At 59.7% G+C, this 24,174-nt stretch carries 23 protein-coding genes and 2 pseudogenes; 7 read left to right on the top strand and 18 right to left on the bottom strand.

The genetic code is table 11. The annotated features are described in order from the left end of the window. Positions 1 to 440: transposase (locus D4754_RS23275; RefSeq protein ID WP_205589702.1), on the top strand; the 440-nt coding region annotated here is incomplete at its 5' end. Between the two features lie 130 nt (positions 441 to 570). Here the strand turns inward: D4754_RS23275 and D4754_RS24690 are convergent. Further along, positions 571 to 786: an integrase core domain-containing protein gene (locus D4754_RS24690; protein ID WP_163026039.1), complete on the bottom strand. Its 216-nt coding sequence runs from the start codon at positions 784 to 786 to the stop codon at positions 571 to 573. 16 nt (positions 787 to 802) lie between these two features. Here D4754_RS24690 and D4754_RS23260 point away from each other — a divergent pair, with 16 nt between their 5' ends. Continuing rightward, positions 803 to 1,834 carry an IS110 family RNA-guided transposase gene (locus tag D4754_RS23260; RefSeq protein ID WP_121068523.1) on the top strand — a complete coding sequence of 344 codons (1,032 nt, stop codon included), beginning with the start codon at positions 803 to 805 and terminating at the stop codon, positions 1,832 to 1,834. Between the two features lie 258 nt (positions 1,835 to 2,092). On the opposite strand, the pseudogene D4754_RS23255 reads toward D4754_RS23260, so the two are convergent. Further along, a pseudogene (locus tag D4754_RS23255) lies at positions 2,093 to 2,230 on the bottom strand (integrase core domain-containing protein); the annotation flags it as partial. Positions 2,231 to 2,594: 364 nt separating this feature from the next. Between D4754_RS23255 and D4754_RS23245 the strand changes: the two are divergent. The 4 genes and pseudogenes from D4754_RS23245 to D4754_RS23230 form a co-directional block, all read left to right on the top strand. After that, positions 2,595 to 4,208 carry a Mu transposase C-terminal domain-containing protein gene (locus tag D4754_RS23245; protein ID WP_071974397.1) on the top strand — a complete coding sequence of 538 codons (1,614 nt, stop codon included), beginning with the start codon at positions 2,595 to 2,597 and terminating at the stop codon, positions 4,206 to 4,208. Between the two features lie 12 nt (positions 4,209 to 4,220). Beyond that, positions 4,221 to 5,102 (top strand): TniB family NTP-binding protein, encoded by an 882-nt coding sequence (locus D4754_RS23240; protein ID WP_071974398.1) that lies wholly within the window; start codon positions 4,221 to 4,223, stop codon positions 5,100 to 5,102. Then, positions 5,099 to 5,950, top strand: coding sequence for a TniQ family protein (locus tag D4754_RS23235; protein ID WP_071974399.1), 852 nt, complete (start codon positions 5,099 to 5,101; stop codon positions 5,948 to 5,950). Before D4754_RS23240 ends, D4754_RS23235 begins: the two co-directional genes overlap by 4 nt. Positions 5,951 to 6,032: 82 nt before the next feature. After that, positions 6,033 to 6,398, top strand: a pseudogene (locus D4754_RS23230) (IS66 family transposase); the annotation flags it as partial. 13 nt (positions 6,399 to 6,411) lie between these two features. Here the strand turns inward: D4754_RS23230 and D4754_RS23225 are convergent. From D4754_RS23225 to D4754_RS23180, 10 genes are all read right to left on the bottom strand, one after another. Then, complete coding sequence (locus D4754_RS23225; RefSeq protein ID WP_240453995.1) at positions 6,412 to 7,044, bottom strand: AbiJ-NTD4 domain-containing protein; 633 nt, start codon at positions 7,042 to 7,044, stop codon at positions 6,412 to 6,414. A 12-nt stretch (positions 7,045 to 7,056) separates the two neighbouring features. Further along, positions 7,057 to 8,286: a type II toxin-antitoxin system HipA family toxin gene (locus tag D4754_RS23220; protein ID WP_205589701.1), complete on the bottom strand. Its 1,230-nt coding sequence runs from the start codon at positions 8,284 to 8,286 to the stop codon at positions 7,057 to 7,059. Further along, positions 8,267 to 8,866, bottom strand: coding sequence for a helix-turn-helix domain-containing protein (locus D4754_RS23215; protein WP_121068521.1), 600 nt, complete (start codon positions 8,864 to 8,866; stop codon positions 8,267 to 8,269). Before D4754_RS23215 ends, D4754_RS23220 begins: the two co-directional genes overlap by 20 nt. Before the next feature lie 244 nt (positions 8,867 to 9,110). Continuing rightward, positions 9,111 to 10,586, bottom strand: coding sequence for an argonaute/piwi family protein (locus D4754_RS23210; RefSeq protein WP_066010375.1), 1,476 nt, complete (start codon positions 10,584 to 10,586; stop codon positions 9,111 to 9,113). Further along, a complete protein-coding gene (locus D4754_RS23205) occupies positions 10,583 to 11,917 on the bottom strand; it encodes a DUF4365 domain-containing protein (RefSeq protein ID WP_121068519.1) in 1,335 nt (444 codons plus the stop codon). The genes D4754_RS23210 and D4754_RS23205 overlap by 4 nt, the downstream gene beginning before the upstream one ends. 309 nt (positions 11,918 to 12,226) lie before the next feature. After that, entirely contained in the window at positions 12,227 to 12,817 is a 591-nt protein-coding gene (gene scpB, locus D4754_RS23200) for an SMC-Scp complex subunit ScpB (RefSeq protein ID WP_121068517.1), read from the bottom strand. Positions 12,818 to 12,819: 2 nt separating this feature from the next. After that, complete coding sequence (locus tag D4754_RS23195) at positions 12,820 to 13,704, bottom strand: DUF1403 family protein (RefSeq protein ID WP_121068529.1); 885 nt, start codon at positions 13,702 to 13,704, stop codon at positions 12,820 to 12,822. Between the two features lie 145 nt (positions 13,705 to 13,849). Next, positions 13,850 to 14,842, bottom strand: coding sequence for a TniQ family protein (locus D4754_RS23190; RefSeq protein WP_240453996.1), 993 nt, complete (start codon positions 14,840 to 14,842; stop codon positions 13,850 to 13,852). Positions 14,843 to 14,904: 62 nt separating this feature from the next. Further along, a complete protein-coding gene (locus D4754_RS23185; protein ID WP_121068515.1) occupies positions 14,905 to 15,843 on the bottom strand; it encodes a TniB family NTP-binding protein in 939 nt (312 codons plus the stop codon). Next, complete coding sequence (locus D4754_RS23180; protein WP_121068513.1) at positions 15,834 to 17,480, bottom strand: Mu transposase C-terminal domain-containing protein; 1,647 nt, start codon at positions 17,478 to 17,480, stop codon at positions 15,834 to 15,836. Before D4754_RS23180 ends, D4754_RS23185 begins: the two co-directional genes overlap by 10 nt. Positions 17,481 to 17,584: 104 nt before the next feature. On the opposite strand from D4754_RS23180, the gene D4754_RS23175 reads away from it, so the two are divergent. After that, positions 17,585 to 18,697, top strand: coding sequence for a tyrosine-type recombinase/integrase (locus D4754_RS23175; RefSeq protein WP_121068511.1), 1,113 nt, complete (start codon positions 17,585 to 17,587; stop codon positions 18,695 to 18,697). Here the strand turns inward: D4754_RS23175 and D4754_RS23170 are convergent. From D4754_RS23170 to D4754_RS23145, 6 genes are all read right to left on the bottom strand, one after another. Beyond that, positions 18,692 to 18,916 carry a type II toxin-antitoxin system RelE/ParE family toxin gene (locus D4754_RS23170; RefSeq protein WP_338031167.1) on the bottom strand — a complete coding sequence of 75 codons (225 nt, stop codon included), beginning with the start codon at positions 18,914 to 18,916 and terminating at the stop codon, positions 18,692 to 18,694. The two genes, D4754_RS23175 and D4754_RS23170, sit on opposite strands and share 6 nt — an antisense overlap. 120 nt (positions 18,917 to 19,036) lie before the next feature. Further along, positions 19,037 to 19,273 (bottom strand): type II toxin-antitoxin system ParD family antitoxin, encoded by a 237-nt coding sequence (locus D4754_RS23165; protein ID WP_121068510.1) that lies wholly within the window; start codon positions 19,271 to 19,273, stop codon positions 19,037 to 19,039. Between the two features lie 54 nt (positions 19,274 to 19,327). Beyond that, the gene (repC, locus tag D4754_RS23160) at positions 19,328 to 20,620 is read right to left on the bottom strand and encodes a plasmid replication protein RepC (protein ID WP_121068525.1); all 1,293 of its coding nucleotides are present in this window, start codon (positions 20,618 to 20,620) and stop codon (positions 19,328 to 19,330) included. A gap of 241 nt (positions 20,621 to 20,861) precedes the next feature. Further along, a complete protein-coding gene (gene repB / locus D4754_RS23155) occupies positions 20,862 to 21,809 on the bottom strand; it encodes a plasmid partitioning protein RepB (RefSeq protein ID WP_240453994.1) in 948 nt (315 codons plus the stop codon). Between the two features lie 23 nt (positions 21,810 to 21,832). Further along, positions 21,833 to 23,017 (bottom strand): plasmid partitioning protein RepA, encoded by a 1,185-nt coding sequence (gene repA, locus D4754_RS23150; RefSeq protein ID WP_107722874.1) that lies wholly within the window; start codon positions 23,015 to 23,017, stop codon positions 21,833 to 21,835. Positions 23,018 to 23,215: 198 nt separating this feature from the next. Continuing rightward, positions 23,216 to 23,554: a DUF736 domain-containing protein gene (locus D4754_RS23145; protein WP_121068506.1), complete on the bottom strand. Its 339-nt coding sequence runs from the start codon at positions 23,552 to 23,554 to the stop codon at positions 23,216 to 23,218. Positions 23,555 to 24,174 lie beyond the last annotated feature (620 nt).

The following is a 24,174-nucleotide window of genomic DNA, read 5'->3' as shown; positions in this document are numbered from 1 at the left end:
GGAGCATCAGGCCTGTGTCCCGCGGCAGCGCCAATTCCGAAAATTTGAGGTTCGGAATTGGCCCTGCCGCTCATGGCTGGGGATTTTTCAAACGGCGGTTTTGGGGAGATTACGTCCGGCGATTACAGCTGGAGATCCTGTCGGAAGTCGGCCTCGGCGGTGCCTCGGTGACGCAGGTGGCGCAGCGCCACGAGATCACACGCTCCCAGATCTACGGCTGGCGGCGTGATCTGAAGAAGAAGGGCCTATGGTCGCCGGATCGCCGGGCCGTTCTCCTGCCGGTGGATTTCGGCGGATGCCCGGAGCCACGAAGCGCGCCCGCGCCGTCTCGGTCAGTTCCGGTCGAGCTGCGGCTGAGCAACGGTCGCTGCCTGAGGTTCGACAGCAGCATCGATGAAGAGGCGCTGACCCGGTTGATCCGGGCGGTGGAGGCAGCGTGATCGGGCCGGGAACCGGGGTCCGGGTCTACCTCGCCTGCGGTGCCACCGACATGAGAAAGGGCATCGCGGGGTGACCTGAGACCCGACTCTCCTCCGGATTTCCGGAGAGTCCGCGAGTTGATTTCTGAGGCTACGCGGCGCGCATTGCCAGCCCCTTCTGTGCCACGAATTCGACGGGCGGGATGTTCCCCAGGCCCGAGTGAGGTCGGTGGTGATTGTAGTCGTGCTGCCATGCCTGGATCTGCTCGCGGGCGTCGGCCAGCGAGGAGAACAGCGTCTCGTTGAGATGGCGTAATCGGGGCTCAGTCCCCAGATTCGCCGGTAGTCTTCTTACCGGTAAATCCATGACCGGGAGAACGACCATGACCAGAGTATTGTATGTGGGCCTCGACGTCTCACTCGAGATGACCAGCATCTGTGTTGTCGATGCCGAGGGCGGAATGATCCTTGAGACAAAGGCGGTTTCAGACCCTGCCGACATCGGCGAAGTGCTGGCTGGTATCGACGGCACCTTCGAGCGAGTTGGCTTCGAAGCCGGGACTTTGTCGCAGTGGCTTTACAATGGCCTCACGAGCGCAGGCTTGCCCGCGGTCTGCATTGAAGCGCGACATGCCAAGGCTGCGATGGTGGCCATGAATCGCAACAAGAATGATCGCAATGATGCCCGATCTTTGGCGCAACTCATCCGCTCGGGCTGGTTCAAGGCCGTTCACGTGAAGTCGACGGAGAGCCAGGAGATGCGCACGCTCCTGATGTCGCGCGAGTTTTTCGTCAATAAGCTGCGCGACCATGAGAACGAGATCCGAGGTCTTCTGCGTCCATTCGGGCTGAAAGTCGGCCGTGTCGCGACGAGGGACTTCGAGGCCCGGGTACGTGAACTTGTGGAGGGGCACCCGAACCTCGAGCTCTGTATGTCCGCATTACTTCGCGGGCGCGCCGAGATGCAGACGCAACTTGCCGAACTTCACCGGGCACTTTTGCGTCTCACGGCTAACGACGAACTCTGCCGCCGGTTCATGACCATCCCCGGAGTTGGCCCCGTCACGGCACTGGCCTTCAAAGCAACGATCGACGACCCGGGGCGCTTCCGCCGCTCCAGTGATGTCGGCGCTCACCTTGGCCTGACACCGAGACAATACCAGTCTGGAGAGACCGACGTGAGGGGGCGCATCAGCCGCTCCGGCGATGCCTTCACTCGAACGGCGCTCTTCACCGCGGCCCATGTCATGCTCACCCGCTCCCGCCAATGGACGTCGATCCGAGCCTGGGGCTTGAGGATCGCAAAGCGGAGCAGTCTGAAAAAGGCGAAGATCGCGGTGGCGCGCAAACTCGCCGTCGTAATGCATCGCATGTGGCGCGACGACGCCCCTTTCCACTGGGGAGCCGCTGCATGATCTGATCCCGAAGCCCTGGCGCTAGTTCGTCCAGTGCTTTGGCAAGGGTCCCGTCAGGGACGGGGATGAGGCGAAGGCCGCACGAGTGCCTGGTGCTGCTTCTGCGCGCAATCACGCAAGCCCGCCGTTTAGCATGGTCCGCCTCACCTTCGACCGCCAACATGCGGCCCGCCCTAGGACGGGCCGACCGCGGACAGAAGCATGACCCCACGACGGAACCGAAGCCGATCACACTTGACGAACACGCCCCGATTACAGAAGGAACTCGTCCCGGAAGCGTCCGTTGAAGCTCTCGACGAAGCCGTTCTGCATGGGCTTTCCGGGAGCGATATAATGCCACTCGATGCCCGTGCGCTGGCACCAGCTCAAGACAGCCATCGAGGTCAGTTCCGTCCCGTAGCACGTCGGGAAGAAGCGCTGTTTTTAGGTTATGGCCACGCGCGCAGCCCTCAAACAGCGCAGCGGGTGGCCATAACCGCCTGGGTCAGACACAGTGCAACGGCCAGCAGCGATGGCGGCTCCAGCGACAGATGAAACCCCAGAACCATGCGGGTGTTCACGTCGATCGCGACCGTCAGCGTTGGCCGACCGAGCGGGCGTCGCGTGTCACTTAGCACTTAAAGCTGATAATGCGCTCTCCCTGATTTCAATAGCTTAGCTTTGCACTTAAATATGAGAATTGGCACTTAAATTGATGATGGAGACTGGACTTTAGCACTTAATTCAATAATCGTGGCTCCGATTTTGTCGGGTTTTCACTGTGACCGAACCACTTCCAGACGAGGTAGACGACGCCCTGTGGGCAGAAGCGTGCCGCCGTGCGGCCGCGATACGCAGGTTCCTGGAGACCGCTTCCGGTCAGTCAACCGTGAACGCTATTGCCGATCTTGCTTCCGAACTGCAGGTCAGCCAAGCGACGACCTACCGTCTGCTAAGACGCTTTCGGGCGGACGGAACCGTGATGTCGCTCGTTGAGACCAAGCGCGGACGCCCGGCGGGCCATCGCGCTTTGGATGCTCGACGCGAGGAGATCATCGAGAAGGCAATCCGCAAATACTATCTGAAACCAACCCGGCCGACGGTCTCGCAGTTGGTGCGGGACATTGAAACGGATTGCGATGCGGAAGGATTGAAACCGCCGCATCGTCGAACAATCGAGCGGCGTCTGGGCGACCTGGACCTGCGCCACCGGGCGCAGCGCCGGGGCGAAACGCGGACCGTAAAAGCAACGACGCCAGTCCCGGGAACACTGAGCACCACTCGACCCCTCGAGATTGTTCAGATCGATCACACGAAAGCCGATATCTTTGTCGTCGATGAGGAAACCCGGGAACCGATCGGACGACCTTGGCTGACCCTGGCCATGGATGTCTTCAGCCGAATGGTGACAGGGTTCTACCTGACCATGGATGCGCCATCCCGGCTTTCGACGAGCCTCTGCTTGCTGCATTCGGTCTATGACAAGACGGCCTGGCTCAAAGCGCGCGAAATCGAAGAGCCCTGGCCGGTGGCCGGCCTTCCCGACCGAGTTCATGTGGACAACGGCGCGGATTTCCGGAGTCGCGCCTTCAAACGTGGCTGCGAGAATGCGGGCATCGCGATCGACTGGCGACCGCCGGGGACACCGCGCTTCGGCGGGCATATCGAGCGGCTGATCGGCACCCAGATGGGACGGCTGCACCTTTTGCCCGGTACGACCTTCAGCAACGCTCAGGACCTCGCGGAGTATGATTCAAAGAAACATGCGGCGCTGACCTTGCGGGAGTTGGAGCGCTATATCGCCCTCGACATTGTCGGGTCCTATCATCAGTCCATCCACAGTTCGCTGAGCCGCCCTCCCCTTGCGGTCTGGCGGGACCACGAAGGTGAGATCCCGCTGCGGCTGCCGGAAGATCGACTGCAGTTCTGGGTCTCTTTCCTGCCGGAACAGGAGCGGACCTTGCGTCCGACCGGCATTCACCTGTTCGATCTGCGCTACTGGTCAGCCGCACTCAGCGCCGATGTCGGCCGGACAGAGCGGCGGCTTCTCGTGAAGTATGATCCGCGTGACATGTCGCGCGTGTTCGTGCGGCGGCCCTCGGGCAACTTCGTCGAAGCCCGCTACGCGGACCTGACCCTGGCACCCATTTCCCTGCACGAGGCTTTGACGGCGCGGCGCACCCTGCGTGAGAAAGGGCGGCGAGAAGTCGATAGCCGCGCGGTTGTGAGGACCGCGCTCGAACAGCGGAAGTTGGTTGACAAGGCCGTCAAAAAAACCGCGGCCGCGCGGCGCGGCAAGGCTCAGCCGAGGCGTGCCGACGACCTCCGGGACACGGGCACGCTCCGTGGTGTCGACTCCAGCAAACCGGTGCCTTTTGTTGAGGACATCGAATGAGCTGGAGCCAATATGACGAACGATCACCCTCATCTGACCGCCGACGCGGCGGCCCTGCTGTCTGAACCCCAGGCAGGACGCATTCGCGCCATCAGGTCCCGCCGTTGGGTTCTCTACCCTCGCGCGAAGCAAGCCCTCGATCGCCTTGAGGCGCTTCTTGATCATCCGAGAGGCCCCCGCATGCCGTCTGTCGCGATTTACGGCGATAGCGGGATGGGAAAGACCATGATCATGCAACGCTTCCGTGACCAGCATCCGCCACATCTCGCTCGCCGGACCGGCATTCTGATGACACCGGTCCTGGCCATGGAAATGGTCAGCCGCCCCGGCGAGCGGCGGTTCTATGGTGAACTGCTTTCCCTCCTCGGTGCACCGCAGGCACCACGGGCCGATATTGCCCAGATGGAACAGGCGACGCTGCGGATCATGAAGGCCATCGGCACCCAGGTTCTGGTCATCGACGAGGTCCACAACATCCTTGCCGGGACCTATCGAGAGCAACGTATCGTGCTCAACATGCTGCGCTTTATCAGCAATCGGCTCCAAATCTCCCTGGTCTGCTTCGGCGTGAACGACGCCCGGGAAGCCATCGGCGGCGACGTTCAGCTTGCGCGCCGCTTCGAGCAACTCACCCTGAACCGTTGGGCCGCCAATGAGAACTTCGAGACGTTGATTGCGTCGATCCTGCGCAATACGCCATTGCGGCGACCTACTGTGCTGACGCCTAAATCCCTGCGGCGCATTCTGCAGATAACGGACGGCATCACGGCGAACATCTTCCAGATGTTGGGCAGTCTTGCGATCGAGGCCATCGAAAGCGGGACCGAACACATCACCGACGGCGCCGTCGAGGCCTGGGTGCCCGCGTTTGACACCGAGGCAGCCTTCGCATGACAGGACCCCTGCCCGTCACCTTGTCACCCCTGCCCGGCGAAGTCCTGTCATCCTGGATTAATCGCCACGCGGACTTCTATGGGGTCACACCATTGACCATGCTGCGCCATGGGCTACCGGAGGCGACATCGCATGGGGCAATCGACCTGTCGCTGACGAAAGCGCAGACGGACCGGATTGCGGGGATGTTCGGCGTGGGCCCGAAACTTGTACGCAGCCTGAGCTTCGCAGACGCCCCGAAAGCCGCTCACCGCTTCATTTCCAAGGGTCCGATGCAGCGTTGCGCGCGTTGCACTCATTCTGGTGCTGATCTACTGCCAGTCCTTCGAAGCGAATTGCAAGGTTGGAGGATCACTTGCCCGCACTGTGGGGAACACTACCAGGACAAGACCACCAGCGATGGCGATCGGACACTTGCACCATATCGCGCGGCAGCACGTCGCGGTGAGGCCTTGTTGGATAACCACGCAGAACGCCGCGTGGAAACATGGCTGCCACCGCTGGAGATTGCGCGACTCTTGCTCATGCGCCGCATCCCCTGGCCACCCCCTCGCGATTGCGATTTTTGGCGCTACCGTCTCCTTGGCGCCATCGTTCCCGATTTCGATGACCTTCTAACCAAAGAGACCGCGTTCCCGTTCTCGCCAAAGCACCCCATTCTGCCGCTACACGTCCGTCCCGCGCTCTTGGCAGGCGTGGCGATCATCGACCGCGCAGGACCACCGATGCTGAAGATGCTGCAAGGGCACATGATGGGAGAAAACAAGAACCGATTTGTCATGGCAACTGACCATTTGGTCGCCCCAGCTCTCGAGTGGGGACCGCCCCAACAGTTCCAATTGATATGAGAAACGGCCAAATGATTCTCATATTAAAATGCCAAGAATACTCGGAACGGCCGCATTCTCACATTTAAGTGCCAAGTGACAGTTGGAGATCTGGCTGAAAAGCCAATTGCCGAAAATCTCGGGGAAAACCAAACTGGCCGAGGCCATTCGCTATGCCCTCAGCCGCATGCCGAAGGCACGGGCCTATCTCGAAAACGGCCGGCTGGAGTTGGACAACAACATTTGTGAGCGGTCAATCAGGCCGCTGACTCTCGGGCGGAAAAATTATCTCTTCATGGGGTCCGAAGATGGCGGAAAGGCCGCAGCGATTGCCTACACTCTCATCGAAACCGCCCGCATGAACAGCGTTGATCCGGAAGCCTGGCTCACCTGGGTGCTGACCCACATTGCTGATCACAAGATCAACCGCCTCGACGAACTCGCACCCTGGAATTGGCAGCAAACTTGATTGTCAACGGCGGTCACGCCGGACGGATACTTATAAGCTGGCCGAATGTTGCTTTGGAATCGCCGGCCAGATCCCGCGCGGTCGCTTCCATCGCGGCGCAGGCATGCTGGATTGCCCCGGTCACATCCGGCTCCGGCCGCCGAGAAATATCGCGCAGCGCTTCGTGGATCTCGCGTGCGGCGGCACTGCGCCCAGTTTGTTCGAGGATTTCGACGGCCTCTTGTGTCGCGCCGGTAAATGCTTCGGAGCCGCGATAGACTATCTGGCCGTCTTTCATATGCCAGCCGATGCCGTTCTCGACAAAGAACTGGTTCAACCGGTCATCGAACCTGCTTGCATTGTCGTTGAACCCTTGCGCGAGTGCCGTATGGAACGCTTCAGCAATGTCATAGACTTTGTACCAAGGACAGTCGGCAACAAGCCCGACGACCTCTTCCCAGATGTTGGGGTGCTCCGACCAGTTGTTCCGGTCAGGCGGGACGAGCAACACCTGACAGATGATCCGGCGCATGGCGGACGGGCTCATGCCGATGTCCTGCCCAATCAGCGGGATCGCATAGCGCAGGTTTTCGGGCGCGTCCTCGTGAACGGTAATCGCCGCGTCTGGGCTGCGGTAGCCGTGCCGGTTCGAAAAACTCTCTGCCATTCTGCCAATCCCCTACGCTATCGGCACTGTGTGCAAATGGGCTTCAATCGCCTTGATCGCATCCGCAGTCAGCGGCAGGTTTCCCTTTTCGGCCTGCCAGTGCTCATGGAAGCGCGCGACAGTCTCGCGCGCGGTTCCCAGAACCAGCTTCTCGGATAGACCGGCGTTTGCAGCCAGGTGCGACAGCTCGTCCTTCGAGAACCCGGAGAACTTCTTGGTGCGGCTAAAGGTGAGCGCCGCCTTGTCGTCGTCTATGTAGGCAATAGTCGAGACAAAATCGTAGCACGGCGCGAGCGCCGCCTGCCTTCGATCCGGATAGATCAGCGACCAGTTCTTGAGGTGCATGTCGGCATTGCCGATCAGCACATTGAAAGTCAGCCGCCGGATAAACTCGGCGATGTCGGCCTCTCCGCATTCAGCGGCCAGTACCTGTGCGATGTTGCGCTGGCTTGCCTTCTCGTACTTGTCCTTGGGATAAACGCGAAAGACCTGCGCGAAGTCTTCAATGTGGACGGCACTGCCATCACTCAGACGATCAAACCGCTCGACCGCCAGCGCCTGACCGCTGACCTTGTCCATGCCCTCGGGCAGGTTGCCGATGTCGGCAACATCGATCAACCTGATAGGCGGAACGTCCATGCCGCAGAGACGCGCGAGCGTCATCATCGAGAATTCATTCTCGGGGACAGCATCGAAGCCTTGCGCTGGTAACTTGACGATCCAGGAGCCGCCGACCCCCTTGGCCGGAATCGCAAGACCGCCTTGTTTGTCTCCCAAAGCCGAGAACTTCAACTGAACGCCTGCCAGCGAGAACCTCAGCGCCTGATCTCGATGATCATCGTGATGATCTTCACCATCATCAGCGTCGGGGGGCCACGCCTCACCATCGGCGGGCCGAACAGTGACCGCACCGGGAAGGTCCTCGCCGAGAACCCAGAGCAGGAAAAATTCGCGGACGGGCTTCACGCCAGCGCGCTCGGCGAGATAGTCCCGCATGTGACCTTCGGGCAGAAGATTGGAGAAGAAGGGCAGCAGGTGCATGTTCTGCGTACCGAAATCGGTCGTCAGTTCCCCAAGCTCATTCTTGAAGCCGAGGCTCAGAACCGGCCTGCCCGCATTGGCGACATAGTCTTCAGAGAAAGTAAAGAGCGAGGTATCACCGCTGACCCGCGTCAGCGTACCTATCGGCTCTCCGTAGAGCAGGACTTCAAGGACACTAACATCAGCCATGATCGTCACCATCCAGACGATAGGCCGGACGCGGCAAGGATGGTGCAGATGCACCCGCCCCATGGGCGAGTGCGTTGCGCAACATGCGCAACTGGCTCTGCGCCTGCTCGACCGCTTCCAGATTGCGCGGATCGCTCAGGAACTCCTGCATGGCAGCAGACGCTTCCTGCAAATGAACAAGATCATCGGCTGAAAGCTTGAAGTGCATCAGCTCGCGCGCCCGGCGCTGCAACTCCTGAACGGCAATCTCAGAGAGCGTTTCACTGGGAAGCGCTGCTATCTGGTCATCAAGGCGCTGCAATAGGTTCGTCGCCTTACGCGCGCTCTGAACGTCACGGTGACCATCATCATCACCGCGAATGATCGCCCGAACGGCAGGCAGCTTCTTGCGCGGGACCAGAGTCAATTCCAGATCAAGTACACGTGCAAGCTCGACCAGGCTGGACAGACGCAGATCGACCGCCCCGCTCTCGATCTTGGAGATGTGGCTCTGTGGAACCCCCGCCTTCGCACTGAGCGCGCGCTGAGAGAGCCCCTTGCGTTCCCGCGCGGCTTTGAGCGACTCTGCGATGTGCTCTGTTGCGTAACTCATGATCTATCTTGCTGCTTCGCTTACCGTTTATGATATGCATAAACATATCACTCGCTGAAGCAGACTTCAAGATTGATGTGTAATTCTACATCGAAACATGCGCATGATGTGCTTTTATGTATCAAGCGCCAGAGAAGTCACTTGCCGAAAAAAGATCCGCTGGAAGCTCGGGAGCTTCGAGGAACGACGATCAGATGCTCTTAACAGCATCCATGGAGCCGACGGCGTGCTCGGTGTGCAGCTTCTAAATGTACTTCCGATAGTCACTGCTGACCTTTTGCCCCGAGGGAACGTATTTCAACACGTCACCGACCTTACGGGCTGCTCGGATCGGAATCGGCAAGCGTTGGTTCATCTGGGTCGAGTTCCAGTTCACCTTCGTGAGGCTGAAAACTTCCTTCGCAATCTGTTCGATTGTGCTCTCGCTTTGCGGGTGTGGACAGAGCAACAGGGGGTTCGGGACATAGAGGCCAGGATAGGTCCCATAGTAGGGAATGCTGCCGTTGGTATAGAGCAGCCCATTGCCGTCCAGTTCAACGAAGGTGCCGCGGAGGACAGGGAAGTCGCCGTCGCGCAGCACCTTGACTGAATAGCTCTCATGAATCCAAACGAGATCGCGCAGTTCCACACCTGCCTCGTCGAGCGCCTTGCCAACACCCTCGGCCTCGTCCTCGCGAAAGCGCGACGTCTTCATGACGATCACGCGTGCCGGCATCGTTCTATGGACCGACTTGTAGGCGGCCAAGGCGCTCTCGGTAAGCTTGTGAGCCTCATCGATAGTGAGGAACGGGTGGCGACCCCGCGACTCTGACTGTGCAGGACCGCCTCTAAGAATAAACCCTCTGCCCCGCTCGTCGAACATTTGCGCAGCACTGGTCCATATCTCGTCGGTTTCGGCATCCTTGAAAAAGCTGATGCCAATGTAACAGGCGGTGAACTCGCCTTCTTCCGGCAATCTGCGCCAGGGCACCTTGCCGCTGCCCTTATAGTAGAGCGTCGTCATAAGGTTCCATGCGAGGTCAGCTCGGTCTTGGGTTTGGCGGTCAGAGTTCTCCTTGATTTTGCGAGGGATCTTGGCATCGGGGTTGATGACATCCTCCCAAACAATCTGAATTGAGAATCTGAGGTCCATCGCTCTGGCCTTGAGCAAGCCACGGAAGTTCGGAGAGGTTTCTCTGCCAGCTTTCGCGTCGGCCGCTTCGTCCTCTATAACTTCGTCATCGCGCGCCCGCTCGTTTCTCCAGACCCGTTCGATCAACTTGACAGGGAGAGAAACCATGACCACGTCCGGCCGTTCATGATGCGCCTCCAGCTTTTCCAGTTGCGCCATAACTGCGTCGACGGCCATCTCCACAGCACGCGCATCGCTCGGTTCCTTGGCAATCTTCTCGATCTGACCTTTGGTCAGTACTCCATCTTCGGCAGCCACCATTTCAAACCGGCACCGATAGGGGTTCTGGTTTCTCAACCCGGGGAAATCCGGGTGCAGGTTCGGGTGCTTTTCGGTCTTACCCTCGAACCCATCTTCGATCGCATTCAGAAACTCGCCTGATTTTTCGACGGTCAGAGCGCTGCCAACAACGCCGACTTTGATCGTGTCCCCCAGGTTCGTTTGCAACGGGCCCGCCTGTAGCAACCCCAATCGTGGATCAGGATGATGGTGTTGGTCACCAAATTCCAGTTCAGGCTCCGGGAAGATCTTTGTCTTGAAGTCGCTCATAGGTCGAAGCTGCCTTGTTCATTCGAGCCGGACGGCTTCCTCGACTTTTGCGCCTTCGCGCCCCACACGTCCTCGGGCACACTCTTCGGCAGTTCGATGGAAGGCGGGTCACCAAACTTGATGATACGATCCGTCTTGGTGTCGGGTGCCAGCAGTTCGCCGGCATCTTCAAATTCCAGACCTGACAGCAATCGATGCCACATGATCACCTGGCCTCGAACGGTGCTGTTTGTGTCGAGGCGCTTCTTCCCGGACAACAAGGCATCCGGATAGTTGAGCGCGCGCGCTCCATCCGAAGTGAAGTAGTAGGATGGGTTGATGATCAGGTACCATTGGTCCGCCAAGCGCTCGAACCGGGGATGGAATGAATGGTGCCGCACATAGTCGATGGGCCCCTCCCCCTTCGACTTCTGATAGACGCTGACAACGTCGGCCTGTGTCTTCTGCTTCGCACCAAGATAGCGAAACTTGCGCGCGACGCCTCCAGGTGTCGGCAAGAAGTAGAACTGCTTTTTCTTTCGGTCCCATCCAAGCAAATCCCGAAAGTCATGCGCCAGAGTATGTCGCAACAGGCCCGCAAATTTGTGCTGCTGATCTACGGCGTCGTGTTGTGCCAGAAAGTCGGTTTCGATCCGTTCGACCTGATCCCGCTCAACTAGGTCGCGAACGGGTGTGGTTAGCGGGTCGCAGAATGTCCAAAGCGAGGTTTCATCGATCATCCAATCGTACCGTTGGCCTTCCCGGACCTTATTCATCCGGGCGAGCGCCTTCTGGGTGGAGAGCTGTGTCTGTGCGACGAAGATTTCCTCAGGAAGCTGCAATGGCACCATGTTGATGATCGCTTCCTCCCCTCCCCCAAGTGGCGGGACGTAGTAACCATGTCCTTGCTTGGCGACGGTCAGGGCAGCGAGGCGATCCTTCGCACGTCCGTCCAAGACGTCGCGCTCCTTGTCGAACTGCAATGTGCGTTCGGCCTCGCCAACGAGGTTTTCGAGCGACTTCCAGAAGAACGTGTCATCTGATTGCCTGTAGAGAACTAGGATGACGGGTAGGTTGGAGCCACGCCAATAGTCGAAATCTGAAGCGCGGACACGATAGGTGAAACCGGCGTTCGTCTCGCCGACATAGCTGCCACGCTCAGTAGCCTTGACCTGAACGGCAATCATCTTCGCAGTCGGCTGATCATCGTCCATCACCTCAGCGATGCCGTCTATCCCTGCTTCCAGCCGTGAACGTCCATCGAATTGGAACCCAATTCGCAAGAATTGAAGATTTGCCGCCTTCTCACCGATTTCGCCAATTCGCTGACTGGCAGTAATCTTCTTGTTCACGCCAATGACCCGTACCTTCCATATGACAGAGATAGCACTTCAATCAGCGTTTCGTAAGGCCTCGGATACTACATGTAGGCCAGGATGGATTGAATGATCGAGGGTGAACAGGCTAGGCGACCCTTGGATTGACCGGTCAAGAGGTCTATCAAGCGTTCCCGACCAGAATTCACCACGACTGACATTGTCGTCACGATGGTATTCGTTGCTGCCGACGATGATGCCCCGAGGTAGCATCTGCGAGAGCAAAGTCGGGATGATTTCGATGTCTGGGATTCCAATTCGTCAGCCGACGCCGACTTGAAGCGGCTACTCCACAACCCCCGCATCCACCAGCTGCTCTCGATCGGGAAGATCGCGCAGGCTCTCCAACCCGAACGCGACAAGGAACTGCTCTGTGGTGACAAAGGTATAGGGAGCCCCGCGTCGCGGTGACCTTGGCCCGGTCCCGATCAGCCCGCGCGCATGCAGCCGCCCGATCAGGTCGCGGCTGATCTCCTTGCCGAAAATGTCCTTCAGTCCGTCACGGGTGATCGGCTGGTGGTACGCGATGGCGGCAAGGACCGCGACGTCGAATTCGCTCAGGTCCAGCAGTTGGTCCCCGACATCTGCCGCCGCGCGAATCGCGGGGGCGTAGGTGGCGCGCGTGCGGAACATCCATCCGCCAGCGACCTGGGCGATCTCGAAGGCCCGCCCCTCCAGATCGGCGGCAAGGTCCTCGACAAGCAGGTCGACCGAGGCCCCCTGCCCCACGACGCGGGCGAGGTCTTCGCGCGGGACCGGCGCGGTCGAGGCAAACAGCACCGCCTCGATGCGGCGCATCCATTCCCGCCAGCGCAGCTCGGGCGGCAGGTCGGACAGCTCGCGATCCAGTTCGGGGTCAGGGCGATCGTTTGCCATCGCTACAGCCCGTAGAGCCGGAAGGTGTCGCGCCCGGTCAGCTCGCGCACCGCGCCGAGGTCGACCAGCCGGTCGCAGAGCCGCCGCGCGGCGCGATCCGGCAAGGGTAGCGCCGAGGGCGCCACGACATCGCGGGTCAGGAACATCTCGACCACGTCTCCCGCCCCTTTGGCCCGCAGCTTGGGTGCGACTGCCTTCAGATGCGCCGCCCGGCGCGCGAGGTCGGTTGAGAGACGCACGGCCTCGACCGCCGATAATACGAGCGCCCGATGACAGGCGAGCTTCAAGTCTTCCCCTTGCTTGCGCAGGTCAGCGCGTTTCAGGCCGACGGCCAGAAGCGGCACGAGATGATCCCAGCCGAGTGCCTGCCCGAGAGCCGCATCCGCGAGGATCAACGCCGGCACTTCGGCACGCGGTGTCTCCGTCAACACCGCCTCCAACACCATCGCGGCACGGGCGACAGGCGCCCCCTCCCCCGCGTCGAGCCACGTCGCGATCCGGTCCGGTTCGAAAGCCGACAAGGCGCGACCCAAAGTCTTGATCGACATCGGCCGCTCGACCGCACGACGCCAGGTAAGGCAGGTTTCACCGGCCGGTCCGGGCAGATCGCCGGGCCGCAACAGGTGCACCGCATCGCGCAGCTCCCCTGCCCGCTCCGACCGTCCAGAGAACGCGACGCAAGCCTCGGCCGCACGCAGCGCGAGCCGGTCCCGCAACAAGTCTTGGGGCACCTCATCGTGTCCCGACACAAGATACAGGTGGTTCAGCGCCGCGCCAGACAAAAACGCAACATCTTCAAGGGTTTCAGCCCGTGCCGAGGTGACCCAGGCAGGGATCCGGGGTAGTGTATCTGGGTCGTTGATGCGGGTGTCACGGGCAAAGGTCATGGTCGAAGCGTATCTCAACGCGGCGCTTATCGCCATTCAATAGCGCACAAACCGCCCCGACTTGCTGCTCGCCGCCATGTCCAATAAGTTTGCATTATCGGGCATAATGATTGAGGAGGTGGAATCGTTGCTTGTCGTTTTAGTTTCATGGGTGGATTCGGCCGAAATCGCCTCTCTCGTCGAGGAAATTTCCATTTAACCGGTGGACGGATCTCTTGCTCAATCTGTGGACTCGCTCTGCTCCCGCGTCAATCGTGCGCTTTCCTTTGCCGGTCCGTAGATCAGGCCCATCCGTGAGCCACGGCAACGGGGCGGCACGCTGGAACAGGACGAGGGCGGCCTCCGGCAGGACAGCGCCGGGCACCAGATCTGCTCCAAAGAGATCATGCAAGATCACCAGCGTCAGAGCCCGCCAGCTCACTGATAGGTGCTGAAGAGGCGCAGACCGACCGACGGCCGCGCGGGCCTCAAAGGGGCAGTTCCAACCTGGCTCATCATACCAGAGCGCGAGGACCGGTCTTGCCGCACCGTCGCGATCGAGCGGCGCCCAGAGGGTACGAACTGCATGCTCGAGACGATCAAGACGACCTGGGCCAGATCTGACGATCCTGCTGATCTGGCGTTGGAGATCAAGGACACCTGCGGCAAAATCCACCTTCAAAAGGTTCGCCTCCTCCCCTCCCCCGCCGGGCAGAACGGCATCGCACTTGCGGCAGAAGGGGCGCAGCAGGCCATTCAGCATGCGAAAGAAAAGCCTCAGGCCGCCGCGACACGCAGGGCAGCGATCCAGAAGCACGGTCCGGTGCGCCGGGCAAACCACCTGCTCCGCCAATCGCCAATTCACCCGAAGATAGGCATCGCGACCGGCAGCGACATCCGCATCGAAGCAGGCAAGGCAGACCGGCACAGTCTCGGTCAGAAACCAGTCCCGCGGCCGATCAGGATATCGGGCAGCCAGTGACCTGCGGTGAAGCCGTTCCGGATCGATCCTGCAGGCCTTCGCCCATTGCCTGAGCAGCCCCATATCCGGCGCCACATCGTCAACCTGCCCCGCGCCTGCGTCCCTACCCCCCTGCCCCGCCAGGTAAACCACCAACTCAAGAGGCTCGGACCCGTAGCGCGCGGCAACCCGCGCCATCCAAGAAGAAAGCAATTCGTCTTGATACGGCCGCGGCGTGACGGGCAGTCGGACCGACACCATCATGCCCCGACACGTTGTTGCACGGGCTTGCCCCGCCGCCGAGCGGTCTGGGTCATCGAGACCAGCGGCAGCACCAGATTGTCGCCAAAACTATCCGCGTCGAGGCGCTCCTTGCCCGACCGAACCGCATCTTCCGCCGCCGTCTCGATCAGGCGGAAGATGCGCGCCGTCACACCGGAGGTCAGCTTATGAATCTGCTCTCTGGCCTCCCGACTGATCAGATCGGATGCATCGCGCAAGGGCAGGATACGTTCAAAACTTTTCAGGAGCCCGGCGAAGGCGGTATCGTTCTGCCAGGGCTTGAGATGGAACGCCTCGAAGCGCTCGGCCAGTTGTGCATCTGCCAGCAGTGCCTGCCGGGCCAGGTCCGTGCCGGCACAAACGAGTGGAATTCGAAGGTCATTGGCCAGAAACCGGATCGCATTGAGAAAAATCCGCTGTTGCCGGAAGGTGCCGGCCAGCATGCCGTTCACCTCGTCGAGAATGATCATTTTCGCCCCCACGGTCCGCAGCAGCGACCGGCAAATATCCTTCTCGCGGGCGAGCGTACCGCCTGTCATCGCCGGCGCGCCCATGCTAGTCAGAAGTTCCCGGTAAAGATCGCGTTCGATGGGTTCGGATGGCACCTGCGCGACAACCACCGGGCGGTGGTCAACGCCGGTGATCTGGCTGAACTTCGGCGGGTGGTCGCGTTCAAACTTGCGGACGATCTTGGTTTTACCCATGCCGGTGTCACCGTAGATCAGCAGGCATGGCATCCGGTCACGCGGTGGATAGGTCAGCAGGTTCTCCAGACGTGCCAGAGCGGCCCCGGACTGATCGAATCCAATCCAACGATCGGCCCGGATCCACCCGATGCGCTCATCATTCGGCAGCGCCGCAAACCGGCGGTAGGTCGGATCGAGATGTGCAAATGCGCTGCCTTCGGTCACGACCATTCCTCAACTTCGAACCCCGGGTGGTCCCTGAGCACATCCTCGCTTTCCTTGGGCTCCGGACCGGCATCTACAGCCTCGTAGGCCCCTGCCCCATCAAGCGCTCGATCCCGTCTCTCGGAAAACCGCCTGGCCTCCCGTGTCCTGCTGCTGGCAGCATCAACCAGGGCGCGCTGTTCCTCGATCACCGCGAATATGAGGGCTTCATCTTCGAGTGCGCGCCCACGCTCGCGCAAAATCGCCTGCGCACGGCGATGTTCTGCAAGGGTGATCGACGGATGGCGCAGGTCTGCAAATCGAACAGGATAGCGCTGACCTTCAGGGCTCCGGACAAAGACTGTGGAGAGGTCACGAGGATCGTAGGACACGCGCAATTGCCGGTCCTGCCGACCCGCCCAGAGGCTCAGGACATCGTCCCAATACCGCAGGCCAAAGAGATGGATGCCATCGCGGCGCACCATGCGCTCCGTGCTCGGTAGAAAGTCGATCCGGAACCCCTCCGGATCGTAAGGCCGGCGCAATGGTGCCTCGCGCCGCCCGTAGGCCTCATTCCAGGCCGCAACTGGCGGAATCCCAAGCGAGCGGTGCCGTTCAGCGTGATAACGGGTGATTTCCAGCGCCAACCAGTGCTCCAGTTCATCGAGCGTCATCGCCGACTTGCCCACGGAACCATAGTCACCGCGGTCCTTGATGCTGCTGAAGGTCGATCCCGGCAATAGGTGGACCGCCCCCATCATCGTGCCGATCAGCCGCTCGATGTGACCGCCGTAATGCGGCGCCCCAATCGGCCGGTACTGCAGCGAAATCCCGTGCTCCTCGGCGCCCCGCTTCATCGCCTTCGAGCGGAATTCCTTCGCATTGTCGATGTGAATGGTCTCCGGCAATCCCTCGGCCGGCCAATCCGCGTCGATCCCCAAGCTCTCCAGCCAATCGGATTTGGGCTGCACCAGGTGCTGAATGGCCAGTGCCACCGACAAGGCCGATGGCGGCTCCAGCGTCAGATAGAACCCCGCCACCATGCGGCTGGCGACGTCGATGGCGAGCGTCAGCCAGGGCCGTTGCAAAGGTTTCCGATAAACCCGGTCCACGACGATGACATCCACCAGCGTGTGGTCGATCTGAACCACCTCATAGGCCCGTTCGACCTGATAGCTGCCTGGCACCGGGTGATGGCGCTGGCGAGAGGCCTTGGCGCCCTCACGCGCCGCGGTGAGTTCCGCCGGATCTATCCCCGCCACACGGTCCCGCAGCGTGGTCCAGCACGGGGGACGTAGACCCCTCTGACTGCACCGCCTGCGCACCTCCTTTTGCAGCGCATTGATGCTTGGCTTCTGGAGGGACTTGTAGAAATCCTCGATCGCCCCCGAAATCACCGTTTCAACCTCGTCAGGCAGTCGGCGGCTGCCCGTCGGTGTCCCAACCTGAGCCGCCAGCAAGGAACTGGCGACCGGGCGTGCCTTGTACGCTGAGATCAACTCGTAGAGGCGAGAGCGCTTGAGACCAAGATCACGGCAGGCCTTGAGGAATTCGGCGCGGTTCGGTGACGCCTTGCTTGAAAGGCGGCGGATCACAGCTTCCCGCGCGACCGCCTGTTCCCACGCAGCATCGTCGACGGCGTTGATGTCTGCTCGATCCACCATGGCCAAACCCGGAAAACTGGTGTCTTATGTCCAATAATGAAACTCTAATCCGGGAATGAAACAAGAACATGAACACAATGATATCAATACGTTAGTGTCCACTAATGGAACAAGAACGACAGTCAGAAAACAACGAGAAATCGATCTCAAAGCCGCCAAATGGGCCTTCGGTCAGCGAGGATAACGAGAGAGATCATCCCAGCAGCGAGGCTTTAAGCCTTCCTTCCTTTGTGGCTGGTTCAGGCACGCTTGATCGGCTGGTGGATACCGCGCGCGACTATGCGCGCGCCGCGGCCTCGGACAATACGCTGAAGGCCTATGCAAAGGACTGGGCGCATTTTGCACGCTGGTGCCGGATGAAGGGCGCGGAGCCTCTGCCTCCATCGCCTGAAATGATCGGACTCTACCTTGCGGACCTGGCCGCGGGCTCCGGCCCCTCCCCTGCCCTATCAGTTTCGACGATTGATCGCCGCCTGTCGGGTCTCGCCTGGAATTTTGCGCAACGCGGGTTCACGCTTGACCGCAAGAACCGGCACATCGCCACGGTGTTGGCAGGGATCAAACGCAAGCACGCCCGACCGCCAGTGCAGAAGGAAGCGATCCTCGCCGAGGACATCTTCGCGATGGTGGCCACCCTTCCTTTCGACCTGCGCGGTCTGCGGGACCGGGCGATCCTGCTGATCGGCTACGCGGGCGGTCTGCGCCGCTCGGAAATCGTCAGCCTCGACGTTCACAAAGACGACACGCCGGATTCCGGCGGTTGGATCGAGATCTTCGACAAGGGCACCCTGCTCACCCTCAATGCCAAGACCGGCTGGCGCGAGGTGGAGATCGGCCGCGGCTCGAAGGAGCAGACCTGCCCGGTCCATGCGCTCGAGCAATGGCTGCACTTCGCGAAGATCGACTTCGGCCCCATCTTCGTGGGCACCTCGCGGGACGGAAACAAGGCACTGAATACCCGGTTGAACGACAAGCACGTCGCGCGGCTGATCAAGCAGACGGTGCGGGATGCCGGCATTCGCGCCGACCTGCCGGAGAAAGACCGCCTCGCTCTCTTTTCTGGCCATTCGCTGCGCGCCGGTCTGGCGAGTTCGGCCGAAGTCGACGAGCGCTACGTCCAGAAGCAACTCGGACACGCCTCGGCCGAGATGACCCGCCGCTATCAGCGACGGCGCGACCGGTTCCGGGTGAACCTGACCAAAGCCGCAGGGCTATAGGTCGACATTTCTTAGGGCCGCCAACGCCGCGACATGACGCGGAAGATCACTGCGGGAATGCAGAATATCAACGATGATGACCTCGTCAGGCTGATCTAGGAACAACAGAAAATGCTCCCCTGCCCTAGCGAACCGCAGATCGGCCGCATCATCGACCAAAACCGCACAGCTTCGGCTATGCGCCTGACCGTTCAGGATTGCCTGACAGCGGGTTAGCACCTCGTTCTCATAGAGTTCAGCCTGTTTGAGCCCGAATTGTCCATTTGGCAATCTCGACCAGGCTGGCCTCCGCGCGCCGGGTCAGCCGAAGGGATCGGCTCATGAAGATGCGCGTGCTTGTCAAAAGGCCCGCCGGATCGCGTCTACTCCGCTGCCTTCGGCGAACTCACCCGCCTTTGCCTGCGCCAATCCCTCGAACAAGCCCTGTCGGATACCGGCGAGCCGAGCTTCTTCCTGCTCCAAGAGACGAAGCCCCGCGCGCATCGCCTCGCTGACGTTCTGGTAACGTCCGGACGCGACCAGCGCCTGCACCAGCTGGTCCTGGGTTTCGGTCAGAACGACATTGCGCGTAACCATCTATCGGCCTCCTTTGTTGGCAATATATGCCAATGACCCCTTTTGATCAACACCTCATGCCGCCTGCCCACTGAGCCTACCATAGAAGCTGCGCTCCAGATGCAGCTCCCCTGCCCCAGCTTTCTCGACCATGCCCCGCAGATATCCGCCCGGTGAGGCAACTTCACCCGCGCTATGTTTCTCGAAGACGAGTGCAAACGCGGCCGTGGCAACCTGGGGGCCCATTCGATCCTGCGCCACGTTCCAGGCATGCTCAGAGATACCGATCATCGGCCTGAGTTGTCCGGCAACTCGGTGCAGATCGCCCCAATCCTTCAGGAATGCACCCATATTGCGCGCCCAGGATGCGAATTCCGGACAGGCTTGCATGATTGTCGGCAGGTCGAGCGCTGTCCGCTTCTTGCGCACCTCGGCAACCCAGTTTTCCAGCTCCCTATCAACCCGCTCTTCGGGTTGGGCATTGGGCACCACACCCGCCGCTTCCTCTTCTTCAGAGGAATTACTAGTTACAGGATTAAGTTGGTTTGTAATTAGTATATGAGGTTCGGAAATGACCTCCCTGGGGTTCATTTTTTGAGTCTTCTTCGTGACTTGGGTATCGTTATTACCGGTGTTTTCCACAGGTTTAACGGCCTCGGTTGCCTTGAGATAGGCCCCTTCGACCCGCTCCTGAAGCTCCTTGAACCAGGTCAGCAGTCGTACCAGCTGATCTGAGGCTTCATGGCGGCGCGGAAGCCGATCCAGAAGCTCATCAAAGAGGACCGTGAACTGTGCCCAGGGCCCGCGCAACGCGCTGCTGACAGCAGCCTCGATCCGCGCGCGGATCATCCGGCGCGCCACAGTGATCTGGCGCTTCAGGCGCTGACAGAGTTCGCGCTCGGCCTGCAACTCGGCATGAAGTCCCTCGAACTCCTCGACACGGGCGGAAAGCGGTGAAAGATCGAAGCCATAGGCCTCGACGATACGCCCCTCAGCGTCCCTGCGGCCCCACCGCTTGCCATTGGGGCTATCCTGGAAGGAGATCACGCCGATCTCAGCAAGACGCCGCGCGTGGCGCTTGAGCGCGGAGAGCGAGAACCCCGTCTGCTCCATCAGATAAGCGTTCGAAGCCCAGACGATCGGACGCTGCCCCTCCTCCCAGTCCTGGGCCTGGGTAAACGCCCCGAGCGTGTCGAGGAGCATCATGTCGCCGGCCTTCAAGCCGATATGTGCCCCCACGCGCTTGAGTGCCACGAAGGCCCGTGTTTTGGGTACTGCTACCCGTTCACCGGCTTGGGCAAGTTGCTCAGCCGTAGCCAGCCCGGCCGTTGCTTTTCGCCACCCTGACCGTTGGCTTATGTTGGACATAACTCTCTTGTTCTGAGACATGCCTGTCTCAGCTGCTCCTTGTGGAGCATCACTAAATTTTTCCATCTTTATGCCAGCGACAAAGAAATCCCGTTCGCTCAGAAGCGTTTTCTCTTGTGTGGTGATTCGTTGGCTGCTAAATTCTAGGTGTCTAATCTAAGAATTGCGTTCTGCGCAGCAGCCCTCGAAGCTCCGGTTTCGGGGGTTTTCTTTGTTTGCCGTTCCTCCTTTCTGCTCGTCCTCAGTTGTCATCCGCCGAATTTACATCTGTAAATTCGGCATAGGATTTTTTGATAATCTCTGCGAGATTGCTCTCAAGCCAGGTTGCAAACTCAGCGTTTGCGCCGGACTTCTTGACTGACAATGACAATGTTCCGCGGCCAGCTTTGATGGTCACGCCTTCCAACGGCGTTATCTCTCTAACCCCGCTCGACGTCTTCGCGCCGCGCTTAGTCGCTTCCCTAATGAGAAATTCGAGGCGTTCATCCGAACCCGACGAGGCACCGATTCTGGCCAAGATATCGAGCGCCGCGCGTTCAGTTATCTTCTTTGAGAGAAATAACTCCGCCAGCTCCGTCCATTTTGGACGCCCGGACTTTGGTGCCGCGCCAATCAGGTCGCCGATCTTGACCGGGACGTTTTGTGTTACCTTTGTAAGGTGCGAATGACCCGACGCAGAGAGATTGAGAACCTGCCGAACAGTTGCCGCGTCGTGGCCCGCTGTCTGGATGGCCACGGCGAACCGTGCCTTCTCGTAAAAAGAGAGGTTTCGGCGCGCGGCATTTTCCAGTCCTTTCGCCAGCAAAGCCGTAGCGTCATCGATATCTTGGACGTTCGCGCGAACCTTGATGTCGAGTTCGCGGCAGGCCTTTAAGCGCCGCCGCCCATAAATCGCCTCGAAGCGCCCTTCAGCCGCCTTTGATCGCCGAACAAGAATGGGCACTTGCTGACCACCTTCTCGGATGCTGTTCTTTAGTCCTTCAAAGCTCTCGTCATCGTCTTCGACGTTTACAGCTGTAAACTCTTCAAGGCGATCTACTGGCCCCCAATCGTCGATTATGTTGGGGTCAATTTCTCGGATAGATGCCAGAGTGCCTTGAAGGGCTCCCAAAGCCGGAGCACTGGTCTTCGACGGCCGCTCCGACGGCGCCCCGCCAGAACGAGCGATCGTATTTGCAATACCGGACATATCGCGAAGTGATTTCCTAGCCATTACTTACGCCCCCACGATTGCTGGATCATCGTTTCGACTTCATGTCCCACAGCATCCATGGAGCCCTTTGCACGATCATATGTGGCCCGTGTCATTTCGGAACGGACCACTTCATAAATCGACTGTTTGAGCATGGTCGCGTCACTGATTGCTGTGCTCTTCAAGGCGGTTGCCGACATGACACGATCTTGAAATAAAGCTCGCATGAAAGACGTTAGCTGCTGAGAGGGAACGTCGGTCGGTTCGTCTCGCGTGATCAGAAATTTGAAGTGATCATATTGGAGAGTTGCGCCAGCATCCTCGATCACACCCATATACGCTCCGGCTAATTCAAGAAACTGAGCAGTTGACGAAACGTCCAACATCGATGGTGTTAGAGGGACAATCAAAGAACTAGCGGCAGCCATCCCAGCAATCGTCAGGAAACCAAGCTGTGGCGGGCTGTCCATAAGCACCAGATCAAAATCATCTTCTACCTGTGCCAAAGCATTTCGAATACGAGTAAAGAATGGTTGATCTGGGTTCGAATGAACGGCCGACTCAGTCTCAAACTCGGACAGCATCAAGCGGGACGGCGCAATCGAGAGCCCTGGAAAGTATGTTGGAACGACGACATCAGCCATGTTCACCGGCTCATCGTAGCGAATCGCATCATAGACAGTCAGTCCATCGAACTCGATTTCAGGGCTGATCCCGCACATTGATGTGAGAGATCCCTGAGGATCCAGATCAACAACCAAGACCCGATATCCTCGAAGAGCAAAGTAGTGAGCGAGGTGGACGCTCGTCGTGCTCTTACTGGAACCACCTTTGAAATTCATCAGCTGCCAAATTTGCAACTGCTCCTCTCCCGAGCGGCGAGGCAGATAACGGCCTTTCTTCCGAGAGGTCTTCTCTAGAACTTCGCGCGCGTCCCATATCTCTTGGGCTGTATAGTAGCGGCGGCCACCCCGGATATCGTCAGGTTCAGGGATTGTGCCCTCAGCGTGAACCTTTCGCATGAACTGTCCGGATACTCCCAAGAGCTCAGCGGCCTCAGGTGCCGAAAAAGAACGTAGCGTCTTCGTGTTGTCTGGGGCAAAAGCAGAGAGCAGGTGTTCTCTGATGGCAGCGTTGAGTCGTTCGGAAATCTCCGTTGCAAGAGCCGAAGGGCGCTCACTTGCCAATGGTGTCACAGGAATCATCTGGTTGCCCCAATTTCGAAAATGCGGCCTTTTTCGCGCCACTTGGGGATAAAAGCAGTGATTCACGCGACTAAGTCAAGATTTTTCCTCTATATAGTGTCTATCAACGCTTGATGAGACTATATCCACGGCCACGATCTAGGTCGAGTTTACAGCTGTAAACGAATTGGCCGAGGCAAGCCCCCGCCAACTTTGGTCTCACGCTGCGTCTTTCGGGCCCCAGGGGATGATCGCCTGCAGGGACAGATCGTCCTGGTTCGCGGCCTTGCCGAGGTTGGCGTTGAAGCCGTGGTCGCGGATGGTCAGCGTGTAGTAGTCGGCGCCGGTCTCCTTGTTCTGCTTCTTCCAGATGCCGCCGCACTCGACCAGCTTGCCGCGCGGGGAGCGGCCGAGGACGCGGTGCGTGGGGGCCATCGGGTTCGAGCTCGCGACGGGTTCGGCCGTGATGTCGAGGTCGAAGGTCAGGGTCGAGATGGAGCCGACGCCCTTGGCGGTTTCGATGTCGGCGCTGGTGAATTTGATGCAGTTCGAGGTCATTGCTCTTCTCCTTGTTTGCGTTGCAATGATGGTCACCTTGCAGCTGGCCAAGGCCCGGCCACACCGAAGGCGAAGCGCAGCGGAGAGGGGCAGGCGCCGGTCTTTTTGCTCCGCGAGGAATGATCCGCAGGATCAGGGGAAAAAGATCGGCGACAACCCTTGTGGGCGGGACGACAGCTGCGACCAGCATGTTATGCAACTCAGACATCGGGAGAAGTGCGGTGGCAGCGAAGGGAGGTGGGTGAACTGCCGAGGGAACTGCGGCTGAACGGCGGTCGATGCTGCACCCAACTTCTTACCGGAATGTAACCGACTAGTCGCACACTCTGCGCCAAGACCCAGATTCGATGCATCCCCCAAGACCAAACGAACCAAGAAGCTATTGTTGGCGGGCTGCGGCCGACGTCATTGGGTATGCGATTAGACAAGTGCGCCCAGATCGGGAGCGGCCATCGACGCCGATGCAGACATTGAGAGTTTGCGCGGCAAATGGCGGCTTCTCTAATTGGGCGTTTTGGTCAAGCTCGTTTTCCTTGTTGTTTGGGATCTCTGTCACTCATCCGGGTCACGCTTCTCTTCGCAGTCTGGTTGATACCACGTGGGGCATCGCTGCACGCATG

It is taken from the genome of Chachezhania antarctica, assembly GCF_003646465.1.
GTDB lineage: Bacteria > Pseudomonadota > Alphaproteobacteria > Rhodobacterales > Rhodobacteraceae > Chachezhania > Chachezhania antarctica.
This window is presented reverse-complemented; position numbering and strand designations above follow the sequence as displayed.

Excerpts from the sequence above, each read along its gene's own strand:
- D4754_RS24690 (WP_163026039.1), bottom strand. The coding sequence starts at position 786 with ATGGATTTACCGGTAAGAAGACTACCGGCGAATCTGGGGACTGAGCCC.
- D4754_RS23260 (WP_121068523.1), top strand. The coding sequence starts at position 803 with ATGACCAGAGTATTGTATGTGGGCCTCGACGTCTCACTCGAGATGACC.
- D4754_RS23240 (WP_071974398.1), top strand. The coding sequence starts at position 4,221 with ATGACGAACGATCACCCTCATCTGACCGCCGACGCGGCGGCCCTGCTG.
- D4754_RS23235 (WP_071974399.1), top strand. The coding sequence starts at position 5,099 with ATGACAGGACCCCTGCCCGTCACCTTGTCACCCCTGCCCGGCGAAGTC.
- D4754_RS23225 (WP_240453995.1), bottom strand. The coding sequence starts at position 7,044 with ATGGCAGAGAGTTTTTCGAACCGGCACGGCTACCGCAGCCCAGACGCG.
- D4754_RS23220 (WP_205589701.1), bottom strand. The coding sequence starts at position 8,286 with ATGGTGACGATCATGGCTGATGTTAGTGTCCTTGAAGTCCTGCTCTAC.
- D4754_RS23215 (WP_121068521.1), bottom strand. The coding sequence starts at position 8,866 with ATGAGTTACGCAACAGAGCACATCGCAGAGTCGCTCAAAGCCGCGCGG.
- D4754_RS23210 (WP_066010375.1), bottom strand. The coding sequence starts at position 10,586 with ATGAGCGACTTCAAGACAAAGATCTTCCCGGAGCCTGAACTGGAATTT.
- scpB (WP_121068517.1), bottom strand. The coding sequence starts at position 12,817 with ATGGCAAACGATCGCCCTGACCCCGAACTGGATCGCGAGCTGTCCGAC.
- D4754_RS23195 (WP_121068529.1), bottom strand. The coding sequence starts at position 13,704 with ATGACCTTTGCCCGTGACACCCGCATCAACGACCCAGATACACTACCC.
- D4754_RS23190 (WP_240453996.1), bottom strand. The coding sequence starts at position 14,842 with ATGGCGCGGGTTGCCGCGCGCTACGGGTCCGAGCCTCTTGAGTTGGTG.
- D4754_RS23185 (WP_121068515.1), bottom strand. The coding sequence starts at position 15,843 with ATGGTCGTGACCGAAGGCAGCGCATTTGCACATCTCGATCCGACCTAC.
- D4754_RS23180 (WP_121068513.1), bottom strand. The coding sequence starts at position 17,480 with ATGGTGGATCGAGCAGACATCAACGCCGTCGACGATGCTGCGTGGGAA.
- D4754_RS23175 (WP_121068511.1), top strand. The coding sequence starts at position 17,585 with ATGGAACAAGAACGACAGTCAGAAAACAACGAGAAATCGATCTCAAAG.
- D4754_RS23165 (WP_121068510.1), bottom strand. The coding sequence starts at position 19,273 with ATGGTTACGCGCAATGTCGTTCTGACCGAAACCCAGGACCAGCTGGTG.
- repC (WP_121068525.1), bottom strand. The coding sequence starts at position 20,620 with ATGTCCAACATAAGCCAACGGTCAGGGTGGCGAAAAGCAACGGCCGGG.
- repB (WP_240453994.1), bottom strand. The coding sequence starts at position 21,809 with ATGTCCGGTATTGCAAATACGATCGCTCGTTCTGGCGGGGCGCCGTCG.
- repA (WP_107722874.1), bottom strand. The coding sequence starts at position 23,017 with ATGATTCCTGTGACACCATTGGCAAGTGAGCGCCCTTCGGCTCTTGCA.
- D4754_RS23145 (WP_121068506.1), bottom strand. The coding sequence starts at position 23,554 with ATGACCTCGAACTGCATCAAATTCACCAGCGCCGACATCGAAACCGCC.